Source organism: Burkholderia sp. YIM B11467, assembly GCF_052952715.1.
In genome coordinates, this window is record NZ_JBQVSQ010000001.1 from 1,154,257 (window position 1) to 1,177,144 (window position 22,888).

Here is a 22,888-nt window from a genome sequence, read left to right on the forward strand (position 1 = left end):
CGCCGGCAGATGCGTCCGGCGCTTTCACTCACGAACCTTCGCCCGATTTGAACAGCTTGATCAGGCCCGGCAGGTTCTTGCCGAACGGAGCGACGCCCTCCTCGACCTTCTCGGCGTAGCTCCAGAAATCGGTGCTGAACATCATCCCGAATTCACGCGCCTCGCTGACGGCCTTCAGCTGCACGATCGGGTTGTTCAGCGCGCCCTTGACGCCCGGCAGCATGGGCTTCGCGATCGACTTGAAGTAACCGAGCAGCGACTCGCCCGGCGTGTCGGGCGTCCACACCAGTTGCACGACGACGGTCTTGTCCGACACGTTGAGAAAACCGTGGATGTGATTGCGCGGACCGAACACGAGGCTGCCCTTCTTCATCGGGATCATCCGGATCGTGTCGCGTCCGGCGATGTTCGGCGGCTGGTCGAGGTCCTTGTACTTCTTCGTGCCCATCAGCATCACGATGCCGCCTTCCGGCGCGTAGAACCACTCGTCGGTCAGCGTATGCAGGTGCAGCGGCGGCCCCGATCCCGGCGGGATCTCGACCTTCGCCATCAGATACCGGCCGCCCGTGCTGTCGCCGGTGCGGACGAACTTGATCGACGCGCCCTCCGGCTCGCCGTTGACGACCAGCGGCTCGGGGTCGTCCTCGACAAGCGCGAAGGCGGCCGCGTTGGCCTGCGCGTCTTCCGCCCAATCCGACTCGACGTCGTGATCCGCCCGGTGGTGCTGCGAACCGGCGTGATCGGCCGACCCGGTCGACGTTTGCGCTTCCTCCAGCATTTCACTCATGGTCGCTCCTCAGTTGAACTTCCGTGTTAAACCCGTGTGCTGCGCCGGCCGGATGCCCGACGTCGGCCGAACCGGTCGCGCGCCCGGCCACGCGATCGAGCAGTTCGCCTGCGTGGCGCGGCACGAAGTCGCCTCGCCACGCGACATGCTGGTCGGGCCGAACCAGGACCAGCCGCCGCTCGTACAACACCGGCGCCGCGTCCGATACGATCTCGACGATCGACAGCGGAATGGCACGTGCGTGTGCGGCATCGACGAGCCGCGCCGCGCCGTCGTCAGACGCCGACGGTTCAGCCGGCGTCCTCACCCGCAACAACGTGAAACCCGTGCCGAGCAGGTCGAATACCGAGCGGCGCACGCCGTCCGCGCCGGTCAGCCAAAGATGCGGCAGACGGCCACCCGGCACGCTGCTTGGCCGGTAGGTCAGCGGGTCGTCGTCCGGTGCGTCGCCATCCGGCCAGACGATCGTCGAGCCGTCGTATCGCGCCCCCAGCTCGACACCGATCGCTTCGAACTGCGCACGAAACGCCTGCAGTGCTTCGCCCATCCGCGCGCGCGCCGCGTCGCCCTGCGCGCCCGCCGCCTCCACCTCCGCCGGAACCTGCACCTCGCCGACGCGCTGCGTCAGCCGACGCGCCGCCGCCGTGTTGCGCAGCGCGATCGGCCGGCGCTCCGCCTCGTAACTCGCGAGCAATGCCGCGCCGCCCCAGCCTTGCAGCGCGCCCGCCAACTTCCACGCCAGGTTCGCGGCGTCGTCGATGCCGGTGTTCATGCCGAAACCGCCCGTCGGCGAAAACAGGTGAATGGCGTCGCCGCAGAGGAACACGCGCCCGTCCGAGTAACGCTCCGCCACCAGCGCGACACCGCCCTGCCACGGCGCGTGAGCGAGCACCTCCACCTCGACCGGCCGGCCGACCCCTTCGCGAATCCGGCGAATCACCGCCGCATCGTCCGGCAACGCATCCTCGTCGTCCGCCTTCGACATCAGCAGAAACTCGTCCGCTCCGTCGAGACTGATCAGCAGCATCCGCGAGCCGGGCGCCATCACGTTGTACATCCACGACTCGCGCCCCTTGAGCAGCTCGCGGTGCAGCGCCGGAATCCGCACATGGCTCGAGATCATCCGGCCGCTCAGAAACCCGTCGCTCGCGCCGCTCGGGCCGAGATAACGAATGCCGAGCGCACGCCGCACGAAACTCTGACCGCCATCGCAGCCGACCAGGTACGCGGCCCGCCATGACTCGCCCGGCGCCGTGCCGTCCGTGACGTGCGCGTCGAGCGTGACGCCCGCCTCGTCCTGCTCGAACCGGCTCACGCACCAGCCGAACCGCAAGTCGATGTTCGGCCGGGTGCGCGCATGGGCGAGCAGGAACTGCTCCACGTACATCTGGTTCGCGCGCAGCAGCGGCTCGGGCACCTGGTCGGCGTCTTCGGCGGTGCGCGCCGCCTGCATCCGTTCGTACTCCGAACCCATCGCGAGCCGAGCCAACTCCCAGTCGGCGAGCCGCGTGAAATACGCGACATCGCGCGGATGATCGGGCGGCAAGCCCAGCGCGCGCACGGCGTCCGCTATGCCGAGGCGGCGATAGTGCTCCATCGTCCGGGAATTGTGCGTGCTTCCCTTCGGATGCCAGCGACTGTCGGATTCCCGGTTGAACACGACCGACGCGATGCCATGGCGATCGAGAAACAACGCGAGCAACAGCCCTACCGGGCCGCCGCCGACGATCGCCACGGGACGCTCGTGCATTGTTACGGACCGGGGGCGCGCTTCACATGCGGCGTTCGACATGCACGCTCCGGATTCACGCCGCGTCGACCGCGGACGGCTGCCCGCCCGGCCACAGCCGCAGGATGTCGTAGCGGTGCGCGCCGGCCCCCTCGCCGTAAGCGGACGCCACGATCGTCGACGAGTAGTCGTGTTCGGCCAGCATGTCCGTCAGCGCCCGTTCGTCGCCGAGGCTGCTGAAGCCGATCAGCAACTGCCCGTCCGGCGTCAGGTGTTGCGACGCCTCGCGCAGGAACCGGCGATGCGCGAGGTAGCCCGCGTCGCAGAACGCCCGCAGGATCGGCTTCTCGAACACGTAATCTTCCGGGACGAACACGAAATTCGAGTTCCAGAAGATCTGGTCGAACCGCTCGCCGGGCTCCAATACGTCGAACAGGTCGCCGTGCCGCGCCGACACCCGGTCCGCCACGCCGTGCAACAGCACGTTGGCCTGCGTGTTGCGCACGGCGGCCGCGCTGATGTCCGCGGCAACGACCCGCGCGCAACCGGCAATGGCGGCCATCACCGACGTCACGCCCGCGCCGCAGCCGATTTCGAGAAAGCTGCCCCCGCGGCGATACGGCAGGTGCCGCGTGAAGATGCCCGTCGACTGAAAATGCGTCGGCGGGAACACCCCCGCATGCACTTCGAAACTGCGGCCGTCGCACACGTAGTGGACAATGCCGTCCGCCTCGGCGGCGGCCAGCCGGCGCCGCACCGATGCAAACGCGTCGGATTCGTAGTCTTGATCGTTCATGTGTCGCCTATCCCTTGTTCAAACGCGCGCGGCTGAACCGCGCGCGACATACAGGACGTCGCGCGTCCCGGCCGCACCGTCGAACGCATCGCGCAGCAGCGAACCCGCCGAATCGCGCAGCAGCCGCTTCAGCACCTTGCCGGTCGCGCCCACCGGCAGGAACGCCAGGCTGCGCACGATCGCCACGGCCACGCCGCGTTCCGGCAGCACCGCACCGCATTCGGCAAGCAGCGCCTCGAGCACGCCGTCCGCCACGCTCGCCGGATCGCCGGCATGCCGGTCGGGCAGCACCAGCGCGAGCAGCGCCGGATCGTCGGCCGTGCCGCCGCCCACACCGACCACGGCCACGTCGCACACGCCTTCCACCTGCTGGGCCACTTCCTCCAGCTGCAACGTATAGAGCCGGCCCGCCGCCGTCTCGACCACATCGACTTCGCGGTCGATCTGATAGAAGATGCCGTCCTCGCAGTACGCCACGTCGCCGGTCAGGAAATAACCGCCTTGCCATGCCCCGGCCGTACGCTCCGGCTGCTGCCAGTACCCCGACGTGATCGTCGGCGCACGCACCGCGAGCAGGCCGCGCTGGCCCGGCGCCACTTCGCGGCCCGTCACCGGATCGAGGATCTTCGCGACCGCGATATCCACCGGCCGGCCGATCGCGCGTTGCGGCGCCAGCGCGGCGGCGGTCGATTCGCAGCGGAACAGCGCCATGCCCAGCTCGGAGCTGCCGAACGCATCGATGAAGCGCGATTCCGGCGCGCCGACCAGAAGGCGGCGCGTATGGCTCTGGTGCGCCGCGTCGCCCATGCTGAACCAGCGCCGGACGGAGTCGAATTCACGCGCGCCGACGCCGCCCTCGACCAGCTGCATGTAGCTCTTCGGGAACGCCACGACCGTGGTCGGACGAAACGCGCGGATGGCCGCACGCACCGCGTCGCCTTCCTGCGTCCCCATCACGTAGGTCGGAATGCCATGCAGCACGGCGGTTTCGAGATGACTGATCGCCGCCGAATGCGATTGCGGCAGCGCCGTCAGCAGCCGCTCGTCCGGGCCCTCGGCAAAGCGCCCGATGCGGGCCCGCTTGCCCATGAAGAATTGCCGGTGCTCGAAGCGCACCGCTTTCGGGATCCCGGTCGTGCCCGACGTATGGCTCAGCATCACCAGCGTCGAATCCTCCGGCGCGACCGGCCACCAGGCCGGCAACTGCGCGTCGCGCCGCAGCGCCGCGCGCGATGCGTCGACCAGCCGGCCCGCGTTCGACGCGCGCCAGTGCTGCACGAATGCGCTCGTCGCCTGCGTGTGCGTGTCCGCCACCAGCGTGTCGAAGCCGTTCTCGCTCATGTACGCGGCGCCCACTTCGGCCGGCATCGCGGGATTGATCAGCGCGATCGCGGCACCGAGGCTCGTCAGCGCGAGGTAGTGGAGAAACGGCGCGATGCCGTCCTCGACGCACACGGCCACCACGTCGCCGCGGCCCACGCCCTGGCCCAGGTACCAGTCCGCCAGTGCCGCGCGATACTGCTGCAGGGTCGCGAGGCTGAACGCCCGGACCGGCACACCGTCGCCATAGTTCACCGGCTTGTCCAGCTGCAGGAACTCGACCTCCTTCGCCGGATTCAGCGCGAGGCACAGATCGACGAAGTTGCCGCTGCCCAGCGACGCATCGGCGCGCAGCATCGCCAGTTCGGGTTCGGGCAAGCGCGCATCGGTATCGGGCACGTCCTCGCCCGGATACGACAGCAGCTCGGTCAGCATCGCCATCCGGCGCCGCACCATCTCCTCGCCGACCGCGATCACGCGCGCACGCCGGTAGGGCTTCTCGGCCAGCATCCGGTCGATGATTTCGCGCATCACGATCGCGTGCTGCTCATCCTCCTCGACGTGAATCTGGAAGAATCGCGTGGCCTGCAGCGGCGCATCGCGGTGCCGCAGCGCGTCCAGGATCGGTCCATAGACGATCGGCACGATCGCTTCCGCGCCGAGGCACAGCGCGGCCAGGCCGTCCAGCGGATCGGCACCGCGGCAATAGAGGAACATGACGTCGATCAGCGCGCGCGTGCTCGACAGCATCGGCAGACTGCGCGGCGCCGCCGACATCGCGTCCATCGACTGAAGATACAGTTCCGCATGCGACACCTGGTCCGTGCCGTCGCCCAGCAACTCCTCGGCCAGGTTGTGCGACAGCGCCTTGAACTCGTTCAGCTCGGTCAGGCCGCCCATCAGCGAGCACAGGTAACGTGTGAAGTACTGCGAATAATATTGGTGCTGAATCAGGAAGCCGCGCAATTGCGCGTCGCTGACGGTACCGTCGCGGCACGCCGCGAGAAACGGGTTCGCACCCAGCTCCTCGAGCAGCCCTTCCGGAAACATGTCCGCCCAAAGCTGCGACAGCTGCATGGGGTCGGTCATGACCTGCCCCGTTGCCGGTCGATCGTTCATTGCATTCATCGGATTGGTTCTCCACGGCCGCGCCCCAATGGCGCGGCGAACGGAATCACACGACATCGAGTTCGGCCACCTGCTCGGACCGGCCTTTTACGCTGTCCGCCAGCCTCCTGAGGAGCGCCTGCGGCCGCGCATGCTGAAACACGTTCCGGCCGATGCAGAGGCCGGTTGCGCCATGCCGGATCGCAGCCTGCGACATCGCGACCAGCACCTCCTCGTCCGCCTTTTCGCCGCCCGCGAAGAAGATCCGGATATCGCGTCCGTGAACGGAAGCCAGCTCCTCGATCTCGTCCACCGACGCATACGCGAGCTTCACGGCGTCCGAGCCCAGCTCCGTCACGACCCGCACCAGGTGATGCAGGCGGGCCAGACGTTCCGCGGAAGTCGGCGCCTTCACCTTGTCGTACAGCATCGTCAGCAACGGCAGCCCGGCCGCATGGGCCGCGTCCGTCACCGCGCCGAGCATGGCGAAGTTGTGCGCGAAATTGCTGGTCGTGAAGTTCACCTGAATCGACACCGCGTCCGCGCCCAGCTTCAACGCCGTGTCGATATCGGCCACCATGATCTTCGTGTCCGCATCGGGCGACAGGCTCGCCATGCCGTTCAGGTGCACGATCACGCCCGTTGCCGGATGCAGGCATTGACGCACGATCAGGCGCTCGATCAGCCCCTTGTGACCGAGCACCGCGCTGAGGTCGCGGCTGCCGACCCAGCTTTCCAGTGCCTCCGTCGCCTGCATGCCCGCAATCGGACCCAGCGTCAGTCCATGGTCCACCGGCACGATCAGCCCGCGCTGCGAATCCGGGAACAGGATCCGGCGCTCTCTCAGTTTTCTACCGACGTAGCCCATCGACGTCTCCTACTGTTCGATGATCGTCTCGTTGATCTTGATGCCCACGTGACGCCCCGGCTCCGTCACGTAGCCCAGTACCTTGTCGCCAGGTTTCAGTTCCGAGATGTTGAGCGGCTTGGCGGCGTCGGAAAACACGCGCACGTGCCAGTCGTCCTGCATCAGGACGTTGACGCGCTCCTTGCCCGGAAACTCCACCTCGATCAGGCGCAGGGGACGTTGCTCGATCTTCATCCGGCCCACCGTTGCGCGCCGCACGCGGCCCTTCGCATTCACGAGCATCACCGGCGAGCCGGCCTTGAGCTCGCTCATGTAGTCGGTGCGGTTGCCGGTATTGAAGACATAGGAATGCACGGCCCCCGCGTTGACGCGGAACGGACGCAACTCCATGTAAGGCAGGAAGAACACTTCCGGACAGGCCAGCAGGCCGCCTTGCGACGTGCTGCCCACCAGCATCCCCTCGTCCGGCGCAAACAGCGTCGACGTATCGATGCATGCGCGGTAGCCCATGCCCACCGGGCGGCTCTGGATCACCGTGCCGGTCTGGATCGACAGGTTCTCGTGTTCCGCGTCCGCCATCTGCTCGAGGAACGAGGTCATCGCCTGATGGTCGCGCGGCGAGAAGATCACACCTTCCGCGCCGTACTCCATCACGCCGTACGACACGATCGCGTCGTCGACGTTGGTCGGCTCGTTGATTTCCTTCATCAGGATCGTGCCCGTCGATTGCAGCGACGCGATCACCAGTTCCAGCGGAATGTTGGTCGGGTCACGGAAACGGATCCACAGATAGTCGAACCCCAGCCCGTCGTTGATGGCGCCGAGCAGGCTGTCGCGATCGTCGACGTAGCTCGTGTAGCAGGTCGAAATGCCTTCCGCGCCCAGTTGCCGCAGCGCTGCGATATCCGCGCAGGCCACGCTGCGCCGGCGCTTGCCGTCATCCTTGAACTCGGCGAACAGCGGACCTTCCCGAAACGCGTTGATGTCCGCGGCATTGCGCAGGCGGAGCACGATCCGCATCCGGGCCGGAATGGCCGGCAGCAGGTTGGCCGCGTTGTCCGGGTAGATCACCACGCCGCTGTACAGCGAATTGACGACCCGCACGAACATGCTGTCGTCGGGATGCGGCCGGGCCAGTTGCGCCGTGTCGTACCACACCAGTTGCCCGTCCAGGGCCGCGCGCTTCGACTGGCCGTTCGCCGACACATTGGTCAGCTTCACCGACGTCCGCTTCGCAACCGTCTCCTGAGTCTCGAACGGAGTCGGAATCGTCGTCGGTTCTTTCGGCGCGGGCGTTTCCTTGATCTTCGCTGTCACACTCGCATTGCTCATGCGCATCCTCTCCAGGTGGATAAACAAAGACACGGCGCGGCTACCGGCGCCATGCCACGAACTGTCGACGCTCAAGCCTGAACCAGCTCGCAAGGCATCCCTGACTGCGAGACACGGTCGATCTTTTTATTGGAAATCAGTATTTCTCTCGGTGGTGCCTGTTTCAGGCAGTGACGCAACGCGGCGATTGCCGCAGCCATACCGTCGGGAGTAAAGCCAATTGGCTCTCCCGGATAACAGATGTAACTTTTGCGACAACTGAAAAATATGTATCCGTGATTCGGAATATTTGACGAATCGAAAAATTCAACCACCCAACGGATTTGCGGTGATTCATTCATCATTGACTCGCCGGAAAAACGTATGCACTCGATGCAGCGACCGAAGATGTCCATTCGCCAATGCCGATGCAAGGCGAACCGGATGATTCAACTCCCAACGATTCCGCGGTGATTAATTCGTCAGCAACCTGGCTCCCGGGCCAGCACCAGCGCCGTCCCGGCAGACATGCCTTTCTCGTTTCACGCTGCCGTCTCTCGCCGGCAGGTCATCGCCACTCGTCAAACCCTGGATGCGCGCATCGCTTCACATGACGAAACAATGATTTCGTTAGTTACTCGAGATGCGAAAATCGATTAATTTCCTGAATCGATTTAATGCAGCCGATTTTTTCAGCATTACGGAATAAACGGACTTCTTTCACACGACCAACGCTCTTTCAAACGGCTTGATCCGGTGAATTATTCACATTCCTTCAACCTCATTGGCATCGCGTCGCTAGTGTAAATGGAAGTTGCTCTGCAATTGAATAACATCTCAAAAAAATTTATCGGAATGAGAGAGCAAGAACGCTATTGACGCGGGGCGTGATTTTCTGTCACCGAAATACGCTCGATTTCAGGATCACAATGCGCGTGCGGACCGGGCGGCCGCTCCCTAGACGGACGGTGGAAAAAGGGGCCTGAAAGCGCCGGAAGAGGAAGCAGCGGACACCCAGCGCAGCGGCGTCGGCATGCGCGGAGCTGGCGTGCCGACGCCTGTGCCCGATGTGTGGGATCCGCTTATCGGAGATCGTCCGCGAACGGACGCACGTGCGCGCCGCCGCACTGGCGTGGCTGTTTGATGTTGGTCACGTCCACGTCAACCTTAATTTCAGGAATGCAGATCTTTATATTGATCTGGCATCCATATCATTAGGCATATTGATAACGTGCAACGGGTTTTCTCCAGACATGTGGAAAGAAGTTCGGTGTGCTCATCCAGACGGAGATTTCGGGCACGTTTCCCGAGGCCGAGCGACGATTGCCAGGGGTCGCCAACGGTCGTCGAACGATGCGGAGCGAACCGTTCATGCCGGTCATCGCCGTGGAGACCTGGCCCTTCCGCTGCCACGAAAGGGCCATCGGTCCAGTCACAGAAACAGCAGTGCCGGGTTCAGCTCCTGTTCGACGCACGGCTGCGCGCGCCAACCCAGCGCCACCGGAACCGAGTAGAGCCGTCGCGCGCCAAAACGCGGCCAGAAATGGCACAGCCCCGGCGCGATGACCTGCACCACGGACAAGCCGATGTCGGGCCGCGTCTTGTCGACGACGAGCACGTCCATGCCGGCCTCCGCGATGCGCCCGACGCAATGCGCAAGCGCCGTGGGCAACGATGCAGCGTCGATCGGCTGCCATGTCGCGCGCGTCGTGCAGCGCACGCCGTTCGCCGGATACAGGAAACCGGTTGCCAAGAGTTTGTCGCGATCCCACGGGTGCGGAGCATCCGCTGCGATATCGAGCAACTGGTTGACTTCGGTCAGCGCCCGCTGCACTGCGATTTGACCGTCCGGATGGCAGCCGAAGCCGATCGAGAACCGCCCGTCTTGCGGATTTTCCGCCAGCGCGGCCACGGTCGGCACCCCGAGATCGGTGGTGATGTCGAGCGCCCACAAACGCCATCCGAACGCCGCGTATTCGCGCACGAGCGCATCGAAATACGGATCGTCGAAACTCGCGAGATCGATGCCGGGGCGCGGGATCCGGTTGTACCACCAGATCGCGACCGCATCGCGTTCGATCAATTCGAGCATGCCCTGCAAAATCGCCTCGTCGACGCTCGATCCCGCCGCGCAGCCGTTGGGATTGTGCACGCATGCGGCATGAGCCTGCGCGCTGTCGGGCGTTTCCGCATAGCAGTAACTCAGCGGTACCAGATGGCGCCTGCCGGTCACGAGCGACCAGGCCGGTGTCCAGTCGATGACGTCGTGCGCCGTGAAACGCGGCGGCACCTGCTTTCGAACATCGTGGGTCAACGCGTTGATCGCATCGCGCGCGTCGAATTGCCGTTCGCTGAACTGCTGAAGATCGTTCACGTGAATCGGTACGGCGTCGCATGCCGGATCGGCGAGCAGGCTTTCGATGCTTCCGGTCAGCGTCGCCTCGTCGCCTTGGTACACGCTGCTGTATCGTTCGAGCGCCTCGCATAGCGCGCTCGCACGGGCTTGATCGTCGGTGCGGCCCTTGCCGGAGCAGAGCCTGTCGAACCGGTTGCTGCCCGGGACGGCGGCCGGGCACACGAGAAAGCCCGACGCATAGACCTTGCGCAGGCCCGCGTGTCGCTTCGGCATCGGGTGCAGATACGCGATCGCGCCGCTGACCGGCGATATCAGGTGCGCATAACGCTCGAACACCTGTTGCGGATCGGCGGTACGGTAGCCGCCGTCGGTACGCGTCAACGGCGCATGGTCGGCGAGCCGCGGCGCATGCGCCGCCTGTTCGCGCATCCACGCGGGATTGCCGCAGCACGGGCATTGCGGACGCCTCGTCACGCGGTGCCGCTCGGCGGTCGACGTGTCGATGCGCTGCGCCACGATATGCGTTTGCAGCCGTTCCGACGCCGTGCGGTTGACCGCGATCTGCTCGACCGTCGCCGCCACCAGCGCCGCCGCCGCGGCGGCCCCGGCGCGCGAGGCGGCCGGCGGCAGATGCGTCGCGTCGCTGCCGTGATGGCGTGCAAGCAGCGCCTCGACCGGCCGGTTGATGCGAATCCAGTAGCGCACGCATTCGATGCACGGCGCGTCGGCCAACGCGCCGCCGCCGGCCAGCAACGGCCCGATCAGCGTCTGCACGCCACTGGCCGCCACGACGAGCAATGCCCCGCCACGCGCCGCCGCGCGGGCGGCGCACGCGGCGAGATCGTCGCGGTCGTGCGTATCGGTGATCGCGACGGTCAATTCGGCGTCCGGCACGACTTCGATGCCGGCCGTGTCGAACGCGCGCCTGAGCGCGGCATCGTCGGCGCCGAACGCCTCGACCGCAACACGCAGTTGAACGACGTGCGCACAAGCCGCGTCGCCGTCGAGTCCGGCGCGCTCGAAGAAGCCGCGCGCCGCATCGTCGTCGTGCGGCGAGTCGGCACGCAGGTACCCGCGCTGCACCAGGTGATCGAGCCGCGCGAGCACGTCCCATTCTCCGAACGTGCCGGCGAGCGATGCCACGATCTCGGCGATCGTCATCCGCGCCCGCAAGCAGGCGGCGATCTGCACGAAGTGCGCGCCGGACAGCATCGCGCGCTTGAATTCATCGACGACGAACAGCGTCTCGGGCCCCGCATCGAGCACGAGCAAATGCGGTTTGAAGCGCAACACGCGCGAAAAGTCATCAAGCATCGTCTGGTTCCGTGCGGCGGGTCAACAAACATCGCGGTCGCGCCGCGCGACTGTACGCGGCGCGACCGCGCCGGGTCAGCAGCAGGTGAACAGGTAAGTCGACCCGGCGTCGCTGTACGCCGCGAGTGCAACGGCTTCTTCGTCCCGGCTCAACGGCTTTTCCGGTATGCCGACCGTCATCACGTTGCGCGGCAGGTGCCAACTCCCGCCGTCCCTCCCGTGGTCCCTCCAGCCATGATCGCCGTCCGGTGGTTCGACGACCTCGATGTCGATGATCCACGGACACTGGTAACCGAAGTATTTCGCGAGCGTATCCAGCGGCTTCTTCAGCAGCTCGTCCTTGAAGTCCGAGTTTCGCCATGAAAGCGCGATCGCACGCAGATAGACCTTCTGAAACTCCAGCATCGATTCGAGCGTCGGATTAGCGTTTTCCTTTGCCATGTCGGTTTCCCTGAAGTCATTCCATGATGGTGATGTGGTTCGCGTTGTAGGCGGCCAGCGCCTGCGCGAAGTGCTTCTCGTTCGCCGGCGCGGGCGGCAGAAACAACGTGAGCTTGTTTTTCTGGCCGGCCGTCCAGTCGCCGTTGACGCCCGGTGTCCAGGCCGACGACTTGGTCTGCACCTTCAGGTCGAGATCGAACGGAAAGTGATAGTCGAAATGCTCGCGCAACGCGTGGATCGGATTGGCCTCGAGTTCGTCGAGAAACGCTTTGGAATGCCACGCGAGCGCTATCGCCCGAATGACGGTTGCCCGATATTCGAGAAACTCTTCGTACGTCGGTAATCGATTATCCGTGCTCATCAGTATGTTCTCCTGATTGATGAATGGAACCACTTACGGCAACGACTGCAACATCGTTTCGGCGAGCCCGGCAATGCGGCCCATGCCCGCCGTCGTTGCAACTTCGATTGCGCGCCGGCACGCGGCCAGCGCGGCCACGCCACCGCATCGCGGATCGGCGCGGCGCAAGTACTCGCACTTCTTCAGCAGCAGCTGTGCTTCGTAATACCGTTCGCCGGTCGACTCGCACCACGCGAGGCACTGCTCGATCTGCGCGAGCGCGGCAGGGTAGTCGCCGCGCGCGGCGTCCAGTTCGGCAAGCAGCGACGCGTAGTAGGTCAGCCCGAGCAGGCCGCCCGATTGCCGCTGCGCGTCGAGATGCGCGACGATGCCCGCGCGATCTCCTTGCGTCCACGCAAGCATGATCGCGGCGTAGTGCTCGACCGCGCGCAGCCGATGCACCTCCGACAGACGGAGAATCGCTTCCGACAACGTGCGTGCGGCGTCGCGATCGCCCGCCAGCTGGTACGTGCGTGCGAGGTACATCATCGTGACGCCGAGCGTCGGCAAATGGTCGAGGCAGGTCGCGCAGTACACCGCGTCGCGCGCCATCACGAGCGAGGCCTGCGGATCGTCGTCCATGCACCAGCGCACGCTCGCGAGCGACGCCATCGTCCACGCGCGCGTATCGATCCCCAGGAGGCGCCGATGGTCCACGTCGCGCCGTACGTCGTAGCCGGCCAGCACGGCGTCGAACGCGGCGCGGGCGCGCGTATAGTCGCCGTCGACCCACAGGCTCATGCCGCGCATCGCGTCCGCCGCGACCTGGACGCCGGCATCGCCGCGCTCGGTCGCGAGCGCGTCCAGCCGCGTGCCGATCCTGCGCACGGTGGGACGATCGCCCGCGACGTGGTAGTAGGTCGACAGCGTCCAGAGCGCGCTGATCTCGAGCGCCGGGTCGTCGAGCGTCTGCATCTGCCGCAGCAGTTGCTCCGCATGCTCGCGCACCTGCGGATCCGCCCAGCCGAACCGTGCCATCGTCGCGTGCGTCAACGTGGCGCGAATGCGCGCGCTGTCGTGCTCGCGCTGCGCGTAGTCGGCGTTGCCGAGCCAGTCGAACACCGACTGCCCGTAGCGGATCGCGTCGTCGTACCGGGAACGTTCGAGTGCGCGCCGCGCCGCGTCGATACCGTGGGCGATCGCGTCGGCGAAGGCACCCGAGCGCGCGAAGTGTCCGGCGACGCCGAACGCATGCGCGCCGGCGCCTCGATCGCCTTGCGCGAGCAGCGCGCGGCCGACGCGCGCATGGTTGCCGCGCCGCACGGCGGGCGGCATCGATTCGTACGCCGCGTCGCGAATCAATGCGTGACGAAACGAATAGAACACGCGATCGCGCCGATGTTGCGCGTACACGATCCGCTCTTCGAGCAGCAGCCGCAGATGCGCGTCGAGCGTGGCCCGATCATGCGGCGATGCGTCGGCGAGCAGTTGCGCATCCACCTCGAGCCCGATGGTCGCGGCGAGCTGCGCGGTGTCGCGCGCGTCGTCGATCCGGTCGAACGCGAGACCGAGCATGCCGCCGAGACTGAGCGGAAGCGGATAAGGGTCGGTTGCCCGCAGCTCCGCGAGCGAGCCGTCCGCGCCGCTCATCGTCAGCTCGCACGCGACCGCCTCGATGAACAGCGGGATGCCCGCCGTGCGATGGGCGAGCCGGTCGAGCCAGGCCGGATCGAGCGTGCCGTGGCCCACACACGCCGAGATCAGGCGCTGCGCGTCGTCGCGCGGCAGGCGGCGCAGCACGAGGCGTTCGGTCGCGCCGCGCCAGCGCCCGAGCTTGACGGGGCGCGACGTGTACACGATGCCGAGGGCCGCCGCGCGCGGCGAGCGCTGCAGGTACGCAAGAAAGTCCTCGGTCGAGCGATCGATCCACTGGACATCCTCGACCACGAGCAGCACCGGCGCGCCGTTGCCGAGCGACACGATCAGTTGCTCGAGGACGTCGAACAGCGCGTGCTGTTCGCGCGCACTCGACCACAGAAACCCGTTCGCATCGCAGGGTAGCCCCAGCCAGGTCGCAAGCGCGACACGGGCCGCCGCATGATCGCATTCGAGCGGCGCGATCATGGTGTCGATCGCCGCGAGCGCGAGACCGGGCGGGCTGTCGGCGTCGATATGCCAATGCGCGCCGATAAATCGCAGGATCGGAAACAGCGCATGATTTTCCCGCTCGGGCAGGCACCCGCAATGCGCGAAGGTGTGGCCCCGGCTCCGGACGGCCTCGCACAGCTCGTGCACGAGGCGCGACTTGCCGATTCCCGCATCGCCGACAACGAGCCGCGGCACGCCGCGTGGCGCAGGCTCGCCGCGCATCGCGCGACGATGCCATCCGAGCGTCTCCTGCCACGCGCGCATCAGCGCGTCGAATTCGCGCGCGCGGCCGACCATCGGCGCCCGCATGCCGGCGTCGAGCGAATCGAACGGCGTATCGGCACGACGCTCGCCGAGCAATTCATGAACCGGCTGCGGCACGAGGCCCGCCCGCGCCAGCCGCAACGAGGTCGGCCGATAGTCGGCATGCCGTTCGAGCGCGAGCCGCGCATCGTCACTGATCAGGATCTGCCCGGGCCCGGCAAGCCGCAGCAGCCGCGCCGCCGCCGCGGGCGTCGATACGCCCGACATGCGCGACGCATGGGCGAGAACTTGCCCGACGTGAATCGCGGCGGCCACTTCGACGCGCCAGCTTTCGCCACCGGCGCGGCCGCCGGGCGCCGTCGGCAGCCGTGCGCGCTCGGTCACCCGCACCATGTCGAGTGCCGCGCGCGCGGCGCGGCGCGCCGGCCGGTCGATGTCGCCGCGCAGGCCGAAATGGAACAGCAGCGTGTCGCCGAGCCGTCCGTCGACCTGCGCGCCGTAACCGACGGCGATGTCGGCGCACTTCGTCAGCCATTGCTCCTCGTAACCGTCGAGCAAGTCGCCGTGATCGGTTCCGGCGTGGCGTTGCCGGCCCACGCCGGTGATCGTCACGCAACAGCACAGCGTGGTGATCTGCCGGTACTCGCCAACCGTGGCGATCGTCTCGCTGCGTGGCGCGAACGGGCGCGGACGGGTCTGCACGCTGGCGCGGCTGGCATCGAACTGGCCGACGAGCGCGGCGAAGTTGAGCGCGCGAAACGGCACCGCGAGTTCGTCGGCCGACGCGGCGCGCTGCTCCGGATTCTTGCTCAACGCGCGCCGCAATACCGAGCCGAGCGGATGCGACGCGATCGACGGCGGGAGCGCGACATCCACCGGACTGAGCTGCTGATAGAGAATGTCGGCCACGCTCGCGCCGTGCATGACGACCTCGCCCGTCAGGCATTCGATCACGATCAGGCCCCACGCATACAGATCGGTTCTGGGCGTCGGCGGCTCGTTGCGCAATTGCTCGGGCGCGCAATAGGGCGGCGAACCGAGCACCTCGGTCGCCAGCGTCGCGGTCTGGCGCGCGATGTCTGCCGTGCCGGGCAACAACGCACCGATGCCGAAATCGAGGAGCTTCGCGTGCGGCCCGTCTTCGGCCATCGTGATCACGATGTTCTGCGGCGTCAGGTCCCGATGCACGATGCCCTGCCGATGCGCGGCCGCGAGCGCGTCCAGCACCTCCGTCATCAGCCGGCCCGTGTCGACGGCCGACAGCGGCCCCTCCGCCGCGAGCCGGTCGCGCAGGGTCCGGCCCTGTACCAGCTCGAATACGGCGAACAGCCGGCCGTCGGGCGCTTCCCCCTGGTCCAGCAACGCGACGATGTTCGGGTGCCGCAGCGCCTCGCACAGGCTCGTCTCACGCTGAAAGCGCGCACGCTGGCGCGCGCGTTCCGCCGCGGTCCGCGCGGCGTCATCCCGCATCAACTTGATCGCGACCGCTTGCCCCGTCTCGCCGCAGGTCGCGCGAAACACCACGCCATTGCCGCCTTCGCCGAGCAGCGCACCGAGCCGGTAATGCCGGGTGCCGACCAGCTCCGCGAAAGGCGCGGCGGGCTGCCGCGGTTCACGTGCTTCCTGCACGACGGGCGCGCGGGACGGGGTCAGCAACACGGCCGGTTCTCCCGTGTTCACGAGTAGTGGGCGACCAGGCTCGGCGCCGGACGAGGCGCGCCGACACGCGGCTGGACGCCCGGCACCGACTGGCATTCGAGGTGCTCGCCGCGCATGACGCGAAACGGAAAATCGCCGAACCGGACGCTGCCGCGCCGGCGTTCGACGAGCTGGCTCCCGTCCAGCCCCGGCAGCGCCGTGAACTGGGCCCGGGCGCGGTGAATCTGCACGTTGACATGGGACGTATCGATGCCGAGCATGCGCGCCAGCCGGTCGAGTTCGATCCAGCCTTGCGTGGCGGCGTCGTGGCCGGCCTGCATGTCGGCCGAGCGCGCGCGGGCGAGCGTCACGAGGCTGTAGTGATGGGCGCGCTCGCCGAGGTCGACCACGCCGCCGCGGACATGCAGCAGCATCCGCACGTGTTCTTCGTTCCGGCTGACGAAAAATTCGAGCAGTTGCGCCGGCACGGCCGGATCGACGGGCGCGGCGAGCATCACCGTCGAGCCGCTGCGCACGAGGGCCAGGCGCCACGTGATGCCGCCGGTCGACACTTCATCGCCGTCATGGAGCGCACGCGGCGGCAACGTGTCGTCGCACAGCCATTCGCCGGCCGGCGACCGGACGATCGTGACCGGCTGCGCGGCCTGTGCCGGCAGGATCTGCCGCGACGCAAGCACGATCGGGGGCGCGGCGCCCCGGACCGGCCACAGCGTGTCGGCCGGATCGTCGAGCGCCTCGACGCGCCACGGCGCGACACCGGCCCTGCCGAACCGGATCACGTCACCCTGTTGCAGCACCACATGCTCGCCGTCGCGCAACGGCACACCCGATACCGACGTGCCGTTGCTGCTGTGATCGTGGAGTTCCCATGAGCCGCCGATCCAGCGGATATGGGCATGGACGCGGGACACCGACCCATCCCGGATGACCGTGTCGCAGCGTGCGGCATCGCGCCCGAACACGTGATACGCGCGGAGCAGACATGCTTCTCCGGAGGTATCGTTCTTGAGTATCGCCATGGCCGCCCCGTGTCGGATTCGCCCGGATCGCCCGAGTCACGCATCGGCGCTGCCGGGCAAGCGATTGATTCATTGATCGCGAACAATCTCGACTGTTCGCCGCCTCGTTACCTGTTTTCTCGTCAGCTTCCTTTCGAATCGTTGCTCATCCGGCACGTGTTATTTCGGTTAATAGAATTGCCGACCGTTTCGCCGTTTTAAAACCGAGCAACTTGATGAAAATCCTGCCAAATAAAATCGCGCATCGCAACCGGAATACTCGATCCGGGATTTTATATTGCAATGCTTTACATTTTCGGCGAATTTCCGGGCTGCAAATAAAGGGTCGAAAATCTTCATCGACGCGCGATCCATGGCCGACGTACGTTGTCTGGGTGAGATCACATTGAATGATGCGCCTGACTTGGACACCTTTGTTGGCACGGAAAATCTGTTTGATGAAACGGAAATCAATTAATTCATTTCAATCGGCTTAAAAAAATTCCGGCAATTTAAATAATGATCGCCAGCGTTTTGAAAATCAACATTGCCTCATTTATTGCATCAGGATATTGCGTCACGACGAGTTTCTCGAAGTGTCTTCGGTAGTCGAATAAGGGTCGGCACGGCTGTGCCTCTCGATTAATAGCTCGCGGCCACTGCGAAATCAGGTCTTGCGTCGACCGCCAGATCATCCAACCGTCCGGTCGTCAGGATCGACCCGCCCAGGAGGTTAACGGAACGCATCGGCGGGAATCCTCGTCGCAAGCAGACGGCCGCTGCCGCCCCTCCATCCCACCCCAAATAATCCCCTTGACGCTCTATCTTTCGATATATATCTTTAGATATGTTTTACGACATACAGGACACGATCATGCGACACAACCACTTCCGCGGCCATGCCCGATGCGACGGGCAAGGTGCGCATGCAGGCCCTGACTGGTTCGCCGGTCTCTGGCACGCGATCGGTCGCCACCGCCGCGGCCACGATTCGTTCGGTGGCGGCCGGGGCGGGCGCGGCGGCTTTGGCGATTTCGGCGACGACGGCATGCCGCGCGGCCGCCAGTTCAGCTCCGACGATCTCCAGCTGCTGCTGCTCGCGCTGGTTGCCGAGCAACCGAGCCATGGCTACGAGCTGATCAAGGCGCTCGACACACGTTCGAACGGTTTCTACAGCCCGAGCCCCGGCATGGTGTATCCGGCGCTCACGTATCTCGAGGAAGGCGGCTTCGTCGCGTCGCAGGCGGAAGGCAACCGCAAGCGCTATGCGCTGACCGACGCCGGCCGCGTGCATCTCGACGCGCAGCGCGAACGCGTCGACACGCTGTTCGCACGCCTCACGCACCTCGCACGCAAGATGGAGTTCATGCGCCGCGCATTCGCCGGGGAATCCGCCGGCAACGAAGCGCAAGACGAATCGCAGGCCGGCTGGCTGCCGGAGTTCGTCGAGGCGCGCGTCGCGCTCAAGCGGGCGCTGCTGCACAAGAGCGCAGCCGGCCCCGACGAACAGCGTCGCATCGCGGCAATCATGCGCCGCGCGACGGCCGAAATCGAAGGCGGCACCGGCGCGTCATCCGCGCCGCCCGTCAATATCTAAGGAGTACGGATTGATGCAGAATACATCCGAGCGCACCGTGACCCGCGTGCGCCACACCCTCAAGTTCCGCCTGCTGCAGGTGCTGCGCGTGCACACCGTGACGCCGCATCTGCTGCGCGTCACGCTCGGCGGCCCCGATCTCGCGGATTTCGAATCCGCGTCGTTCGACGACCACGTGAAAGTGTTTTTCCCGCCGCCCGGCGCCGAACGGCCCGCGATGCCGACGCTCGGCGCAAACGGCCCCGAGTTTCCGGAAGGCGAGCCGAAGCCCGTCGCGCGCGACTTCACGCCGCGCCGCTTCGACCGCACCGCGTGCGAACTCGATCTGGAGTTCGTGCTGAACCATCCGGGCCCCGCGTCGCAGTGGGCCGCGCAGGCGCGCGTCGGCCAATGGCTCGGCATCGGCGGCCCGCGCGGTTCGTTCGTCGTCCCGACCGGTTTCGACTGGCATCTGCTGATCGGCGACGATACGGCGCTGCCGGCGATCGCGCGGCGTCTCGAGGAATTGCCGGCCGGTGCGCGCGCGGCGGTCGTGCTGGAAGTCGCGGATCGCACCGCGCAGATCTCGTTCGATACGCGCGCCGACGTGCATGAAATCTGGCGCTTCCGCGCCGAAGCCGACGAAGCGGACGGCGACGTGCTGCTGGATGCGGTCCGCGAGCTGCCGCTGCCGCCGTCGGGCGACGGCTACGTGTGGGCGGCCGGCGAAGCGCTGTCGATGCGCGCGGTCCGCCAGCACCTGACCGGCGAGCGCGGTGTCGACAAGTCGCGCATCCGCGCGGCGGCCTACTGGAAGCGCGGCACGGCGGCCGTACACGAAACGCTGGAAGACTGAAGCATACGGGCTGCCGGCTTACGGGCACCCGACGGCCTGACGGGTAATGCGACCGTGGCGCCGGCGCACCGACGGGCTTGGCATCGGCATCGCGGCTGGTATATATGTATGTCTGCGACACCGCTGTCAGGCGACAGCCGCCGCAGCCCGCCCAGGAGCGCCCGGTCATGACAAAAGAAAGCCACGCTTCGCCTTTCCTTCGCAACCTGAAGATCGCCGGTTATTGCGGCCTCGCCGCAGTCGTACTCGCGTTGTTCGTCGCGATGTGCGCGATCCTGAAGGAAAGCGCCCTTGATCGCGACGCCGCGCAGCATCCGGCCGATACGCCCGAACTGCACGATGCGGGCGGCGGCCCGTCCGCGGCGGCCGAACCGGCCCGCTCGCCCGGCTGACGGCGTCCTGCCCGGCTTCCTTCCGCTTACGGCGCGTGCCGGCGCCCCATCACGACCGCATGCACCGAATCGCCGAGCCGTTCGAGCAGCGCGGTCACGCGTTGCCCGTACAGATGTGCGGCCAGCGCGCCGGCCGTCCCGACCAGCACACCGCCCGCCATGTCGAACGGCCAGTGCACGCCCGCATAGACGCGCCCCCAGGCAATCGCCACGGCCATCGCGGCCATCACGAACCCGGTGAGCCGGGTCGTGCCGCCGAGCATCAGGCCGACCGCCAGGCTCCACGCGAACGTCATGTGATCGCTCGGAAACGAGCTGTCCGGCGAATGCGGAATCAATTGTGTGCCGACGCCGGCCATGAACGGACGCGGCGAGAACCAGACATGCCCGATCACCTGCGCGAGCGCGAGCGCCACGCATACGCCGACGCCGGCTTCGATCGCCTGGCGCCGCGTCGGGCGCGCGCCGAAGATCCAGGTCAGCAACAGCATCGCGGGCAGCGCATAGACGAGCCAGTCGGCGGCGAAGATGGCGAGGCGGGCCACGCCCGGCTGCGGCGCAACCCCGGCGTTGATGGCGGAAAAGAGGGTGAGATTGAGGTTCTGCATGAATCCGGTTGCGTGGGACGTAAAGATTCGACCGGTTGCCCGGTCGGACAGGAACGATGCTAGGGGGCGCCCGCTTAAGCGATGCTTAATTCGGCGGGCATGCGGGACAGGGCCCACCCGCCGCGGCGAACGCACTTAGAGCCTGCATCGCAGCACAAGTTCACACAATTGACATATTCCCGCGCAACCGTCTCCCGAAAAGGCTCACCCAGCATCCCGTAAAGACTCACCTTTTTCACATCGTGACGTCATCGACGTGTGCGAAGATCGGGCCGCCGGGCGCCATCCGAGCCGTTTGCATCGTTCATCTCAATATTTACGCCGCAAATACTTTGAAATCGGCAACAATTAATTCCAAATGCGGCATCGCACAACGGCAACGCACAGGCATACGATTACGAGCACTCATCCACGAAGCGATCAACAACAAGGAGTCCGCATGAAAACCAGCGATGTCCGATCGAAAGCGTTTGCGATGCCGTTGACCAGCCCTGCCTTCCCGATGGGCCCCTACCGTTTCGTCGACCGTGAGTTCCTGATCATCACGTATCGCACCGATCCGGACCGTCTCCGTGAAATTGTCCCCGAGCCGCTGCAGGTCACCGAGCCGCTCGTGCATTACGAATTCATTCGCATGGCCGATTCGACCGGCTTCGGCGACTACACCGAAAGCGGCCAGGTGATTCCCGTCGAATACAACGGCCAGCCGGGCGGCTACACGCTCGCGATGTATCTCGACGATCACCCGCCGATCGCCGGCGGCCGCGAGCTGTGGGGCTTCCCGAAGAAGCTCGCATCGCCCACCCTGCACGTGAACACCGACCACCTCCTCGGCACGCTCGACTACGGCAAGGTGCGCGTCGCGACCGGCACGATGGGCTACAAGCACAAGGAACTGGATATCGACGAGCAGACGAAGCGTCTCGCCGGCCCCAATTTCCTGCTGAAGATCATTCCGCACGTCGACGGCACCGCACGCGTCTGCGAACTGGTGCGCTACTACCTGCAGGACATCAAGATGAAGGGCGCGTGGACGGGCCCCGCATCGCTCGAGCTGGCGCCGCACGCGCTCGCGCCCGTGGCCGACCTGCCCGTGCTCGAGATCGTCGAAGCCCGGCACCTCGTCGCAGATTTGACACTGGGCCTTGGCGAAGTCGTCTACGATTACCTGGCTCAGTAACACGTCCGCAGTCCTTTCTCCCTGTCAAACCTTTCACCACGGGAATTCGAAATGAGCAACCTGAATGGCAAGACCGCAGTCGTCACGGGCGCCGCAAGCGGCATCGGCAAGGAAATCGCACTCGAGCTCGCCAAGGCAGGCGCGGCCGTCGCGATCGCCGACCTGAACCAGGACGGCGCGAATGCGGTCGCCGACGAGATCATCAAGGCGGGCGGCAAGGCGATCGGCGTCGCGATGGACGTGACGAACGAGGAAGCCGTGAACAGCGGCATCGACAAGGTGGCCGAAGCGTTCGGCTCGGTCGACATCCTCGTGTCGAACGCGGGCATCCAGATCGTCAACCCGATCGAGAACTACTCGTTCGCCGACTGGAAGAAGATGCAGGCGATCCACGTCGACGGTGCGTTCCTGACGACGAAGGCCGCGCTCAAGCACATGTACAAGGACGATCGCGGCGGCGTCGTGATCTACATGGGTTCGGTGCACTCGCACGAAGCGTCGCCGCTGAAGTCGGCATACGTGACGGCCAAGCACGGGCTGCTCGGCCTCGCCCGCGTGCTCGCGAAGGAAGGCGCGAAGCACAACGTGCGTTCGCACGTCGTGTGTCCGGGCTTCGTGCGCACGCCGCTGGTCGACAAGCAGATTCCGGAGCAGGCGAAGGAGCTCGGCATCAGCGAAGACGAAGTGATCAAGAAGGTGATGCTCGGCAACACGGTCGACGGCGTGTTCACGACGGTGCAGGACGTCGCGCAGACGGTGCTGTTCCTGTCGGCGTTCCCGAGCGCCGCGCTCACGGGCCAGTCGTTCGTCGTCAGCCACGGCTGGTTCATGCAGTAAC

At 66.1% G+C, this 22,888-nt stretch carries 18 protein-coding genes; 5 read left to right on the top strand and 13 right to left on the bottom strand.

Annotation, left to right across the window (positions count from 1 at the left end):
- Nucleotides 1–28: 28 nt before the first annotated feature.
- The 12 genes from ACTRWB_RS05255 to ACTRWB_RS05310 form a co-directional block, all read right to left on the bottom strand.
- Complete coding sequence (locus tag ACTRWB_RS05255; RefSeq protein ID WP_129516137.1) at nucleotides 29–787, bottom strand: cupin domain-containing protein; 759 nt, start codon at nucleotides 785–787, stop codon at nucleotides 29–31.
- Entirely contained in the window at nucleotides 780–2,579 is a 1,800-nt protein-coding gene (locus tag ACTRWB_RS05260; protein WP_446901178.1) for an FAD-dependent monooxygenase, read from the bottom strand. The genes ACTRWB_RS05255 and ACTRWB_RS05260 overlap by 8 nt, the downstream gene beginning before the upstream one ends.
- 13 nt (nucleotides 2,580–2,592) lie before the next feature.
- Nucleotides 2,593–3,312, bottom strand: a complete 720-nt coding sequence (locus ACTRWB_RS05265; RefSeq protein ID WP_446901179.1) for a methyltransferase — start codon at nucleotides 3,310–3,312, stop codon at nucleotides 2,593–2,595.
- 18 nt (nucleotides 3,313–3,330) lie between these two features.
- A complete protein-coding gene (locus ACTRWB_RS05270; protein ID WP_193101994.1) occupies nucleotides 3,331–5,721 on the bottom strand; it encodes an AMP-binding protein in 2,391 nt (796 codons plus the stop codon).
- Nucleotides 5,722–5,806: 85 nt separating this feature from the next.
- Nucleotides 5,807–6,607, bottom strand: a complete 801-nt coding sequence (locus ACTRWB_RS05275) for a class I fructose-bisphosphate aldolase (RefSeq protein ID WP_343491126.1) — start codon at nucleotides 6,605–6,607, stop codon at nucleotides 5,807–5,809.
- Nucleotides 6,608–6,616: 9 nt separating this feature from the next.
- Nucleotides 6,617–7,939, bottom strand: coding sequence for a 3-dehydroquinate synthase II (locus ACTRWB_RS05280; RefSeq protein WP_080971017.1), 1,323 nt, complete (start codon nucleotides 7,937–7,939; stop codon nucleotides 6,617–6,619).
- A 71-nt stretch (nucleotides 7,940–8,010) separates the two neighbouring features.
- Nucleotides 8,011–8,334 (bottom strand): hypothetical protein, encoded by a 324-nt coding sequence (locus ACTRWB_RS05285; protein WP_412023468.1) that lies wholly within the window; start codon nucleotides 8,332–8,334, stop codon nucleotides 8,011–8,013.
- Nucleotides 8,335–9,350: 1,016 nt separating this feature from the next.
- Nucleotides 9,351–11,588 carry a TOMM precursor leader peptide-binding protein gene (locus ACTRWB_RS05290; RefSeq protein WP_446901180.1) on the bottom strand — a complete coding sequence of 746 codons (2,238 nt, stop codon included), beginning with the start codon at nucleotides 11,586–11,588 and terminating at the stop codon, nucleotides 9,351–9,353.
- 75 nt (nucleotides 11,589–11,663) lie between these two features.
- The gene (locus ACTRWB_RS05295; RefSeq protein WP_446901181.1) at nucleotides 11,664–12,029 is read right to left on the bottom strand and encodes a BMA_0021/BMA_0022 family TOMM bacteriocin; all 366 of its coding nucleotides are present in this window, start codon (nucleotides 12,027–12,029) and stop codon (nucleotides 11,664–11,666) included.
- 16 nt (nucleotides 12,030–12,045) lie between these two features.
- Complete coding sequence (locus ACTRWB_RS05300; RefSeq protein ID WP_193102005.1) at nucleotides 12,046–12,390, bottom strand: BMA_0021/BMA_0022 family TOMM bacteriocin; 345 nt, start codon at nucleotides 12,388–12,390, stop codon at nucleotides 12,046–12,048.
- A 33-nt stretch (nucleotides 12,391–12,423) separates the two neighbouring features.
- Entirely contained in the window at nucleotides 12,424–16,461 is a 4,038-nt protein-coding gene (locus ACTRWB_RS05305; RefSeq protein WP_446901182.1) for a TOMM system kinase/cyclase fusion protein, read from the bottom strand.
- Nucleotides 16,458–17,459 (bottom strand): FHA domain-containing protein, encoded by a 1,002-nt coding sequence (locus ACTRWB_RS05310; RefSeq protein WP_446901183.1) that lies wholly within the window; start codon nucleotides 17,457–17,459, stop codon nucleotides 16,458–16,460. Before ACTRWB_RS05310 ends, ACTRWB_RS05305 begins: the two co-directional genes overlap by 4 nt.
- An 853-nt stretch (nucleotides 17,460–18,312) precedes the next feature.
- On the opposite strand from ACTRWB_RS05310, the gene ACTRWB_RS05315 reads away from it, so the two are divergent.
- The 3 genes from ACTRWB_RS05315 to ACTRWB_RS05325 all read left to right on the top strand — a co-directional run bounded on the left by ACTRWB_RS05315 (nucleotide 18,313) and on the right by ACTRWB_RS05325 (nucleotide 20,262).
- Nucleotides 18,313–19,035, top strand: coding sequence for a PadR family transcriptional regulator (locus tag ACTRWB_RS05315; RefSeq protein WP_446901184.1), 723 nt, complete (start codon nucleotides 18,313–18,315; stop codon nucleotides 19,033–19,035).
- Between the two features lie 13 nt (nucleotides 19,036–19,048).
- Nucleotides 19,049–19,870: a siderophore-interacting protein gene (locus ACTRWB_RS05320; RefSeq protein WP_446901185.1), complete on the top strand. Its 822-nt coding sequence runs from the start codon at nucleotides 19,049–19,051 to the stop codon at nucleotides 19,868–19,870.
- 167 nt (nucleotides 19,871–20,037) lie between these two features.
- Nucleotides 20,038–20,262, top strand: coding sequence for a hypothetical protein (locus ACTRWB_RS05325; RefSeq protein ID WP_446901186.1), 225 nt, complete (start codon nucleotides 20,038–20,040; stop codon nucleotides 20,260–20,262).
- A gap of 26 nt (nucleotides 20,263–20,288) precedes the next feature.
- Here the strand turns inward: ACTRWB_RS05325 and ACTRWB_RS05330 are convergent, their stop codons facing one another.
- Nucleotides 20,289–20,870 carry a phosphatase PAP2 family protein gene (locus ACTRWB_RS05330; protein ID WP_412023505.1) on the bottom strand — a complete coding sequence of 194 codons (582 nt, stop codon included), beginning with the start codon at nucleotides 20,868–20,870 and terminating at the stop codon, nucleotides 20,289–20,291.
- A 439-nt stretch (nucleotides 20,871–21,309) separates the two neighbouring features.
- Between ACTRWB_RS05330 and ACTRWB_RS05335 the strand changes: the two genes are divergently transcribed.
- Both ACTRWB_RS05335 and ACTRWB_RS05340 read left to right on the top strand, forming a co-directional pair.
- Nucleotides 21,310–22,050: an acetoacetate decarboxylase gene (locus ACTRWB_RS05335; RefSeq protein ID WP_048250644.1), complete on the top strand. Its 741-nt coding sequence runs from the start codon at nucleotides 21,310–21,312 to the stop codon at nucleotides 22,048–22,050.
- A gap of 51 nt (nucleotides 22,051–22,101) precedes the next feature.
- On the top strand, nucleotides 22,102–22,887 hold the full coding sequence (locus tag ACTRWB_RS05340) for a 3-hydroxybutyrate dehydrogenase (RefSeq protein WP_446901187.1): 786 nt from the start codon (nucleotides 22,102–22,104) through the stop codon (nucleotides 22,885–22,887).
- Nucleotide 22,888 lies beyond the last annotated feature (1 nt).

Excerpts from the sequence above, each read along its gene's own strand:
- ACTRWB_RS05265 (WP_446901179.1), bottom strand. The coding sequence starts at position 3,312 with ATGAACGATCAAGACTACGAATCCGACGCGTTTGCATCGGTGCGGCGC.
- ACTRWB_RS05260 (WP_446901178.1), bottom strand. The coding sequence starts at position 2,579 with ATGTCGAACGCCGCATGTGAAGCGCGCCCCCGGTCCGTAACAATGCAC.
- ACTRWB_RS05320 (WP_446901185.1), top strand. The coding sequence starts at position 19,049 with ATGCAGAATACATCCGAGCGCACCGTGACCCGCGTGCGCCACACCCTC.
- ACTRWB_RS05325 (WP_446901186.1), top strand. The coding sequence starts at position 20,038 with ATGACAAAAGAAAGCCACGCTTCGCCTTTCCTTCGCAACCTGAAGATC.
- ACTRWB_RS05280 (WP_080971017.1), bottom strand. The coding sequence starts at position 7,939 with ATGAGCAATGCGAGTGTGACAGCGAAGATCAAGGAAACGCCCGCGCCG.
- ACTRWB_RS05270 (WP_193101994.1), bottom strand. The coding sequence starts at position 5,721 with ATGACCGACCCCATGCAGCTGTCGCAGCTTTGGGCGGACATGTTTCCG.
- ACTRWB_RS05285 (WP_412023468.1), bottom strand. The coding sequence starts at position 8,334 with ATGGACATCTTCGGTCGCTGCATCGAGTGCATACGTTTTTCCGGCGAG.
- ACTRWB_RS05300 (WP_193102005.1), bottom strand. The coding sequence starts at position 12,390 with ATGAGCACGGATAATCGATTACCGACGTACGAAGAGTTTCTCGAATAT.
- ACTRWB_RS05330 (WP_412023505.1), bottom strand. The coding sequence starts at position 20,870 with ATGCAGAACCTCAATCTCACCCTCTTTTCCGCCATCAACGCCGGGGTT.
- ACTRWB_RS05275 (WP_343491126.1), bottom strand. The coding sequence starts at position 6,607 with ATGGGCTACGTCGGTAGAAAACTGAGAGAGCGCCGGATCCTGTTCCCG.
- ACTRWB_RS05310 (WP_446901183.1), bottom strand. The coding sequence starts at position 17,459 with ATGGCGATACTCAAGAACGATACCTCCGGAGAAGCATGTCTGCTCCGC.
- ACTRWB_RS05295 (WP_446901181.1), bottom strand. The coding sequence starts at position 12,029 with ATGGCAAAGGAAAACGCTAATCCGACGCTCGAATCGATGCTGGAGTTT.
- ACTRWB_RS05335 (WP_048250644.1), top strand. The coding sequence starts at position 21,310 with ATGAAAACCAGCGATGTCCGATCGAAAGCGTTTGCGATGCCGTTGACC.
- ACTRWB_RS05290 (WP_446901180.1), bottom strand. The coding sequence starts at position 11,588 with ATGCTTGATGACTTTTCGCGCGTGTTGCGCTTCAAACCGCATTTGCTC.
- ACTRWB_RS05315 (WP_446901184.1), top strand. The coding sequence starts at position 18,313 with ATGCGACACAACCACTTCCGCGGCCATGCCCGATGCGACGGGCAAGGT.
- ACTRWB_RS05340 (WP_446901187.1), top strand. The coding sequence starts at position 22,102 with ATGAGCAACCTGAATGGCAAGACCGCAGTCGTCACGGGCGCCGCAAGC.
- ACTRWB_RS05255 (WP_129516137.1), bottom strand. The coding sequence starts at position 787 with ATGAGTGAAATGCTGGAGGAAGCGCAAACGTCGACCGGGTCGGCCGAT.